This is a genomic window from Vibrio sp. T9, from assembly GCF_003123985.1.
Lineage (GTDB): Bacteria > Pseudomonadota > Gammaproteobacteria > Enterobacterales > Vibrionaceae > Vibrio > Vibrio diabolicus.
Genome location: NZ_NIGY01000182.1, coordinates 1 through 296, shown reverse-complemented (window position 1 = coordinate 296; position 296 = coordinate 1). Strand labels below are relative to the sequence as shown.

The following is a 296-nucleotide window of genomic DNA, read 5'->3' as shown; positions in this document are numbered from 1 at the left end:
GGTGATGTAACCGGTATATTTGCCCGAGAAGACATGGCCGCCGGTCTTGGTGTTGTCTGCCGATCCGATGTGCTCGCCACGACTCAGTGTCGGGTAGTCGTAATCGTAGACACTGCCGCTTGTCTTGCGCGTATTCGAAGCGCCGGTCAGTTCGAGGATGTTGCTATCGGTAATGTTCCAGTCGACCTTGCTGTACCAGCGGGGTGAGCCGTAGCGGTACTGCACTTCCGGACTCGTGCTGTCGACGGCATTGTGTGTCGAGCCCTCCTGGCGTTCGAACTCCCCGGCGAGGAAGA

The 296-nt window shown here is 58.4% G+C and carries 1 protein-coding gene; it reads right to left on the bottom strand.

Features of this window, described 5'->3' with window-relative positions; all coding sequences use genetic code 11:
• Positions 1-296: hypothetical protein (locus tag CBX98_RS26445; RefSeq protein ID WP_172606054.1), on the bottom strand; the 296-nt coding region annotated here is incomplete at both ends.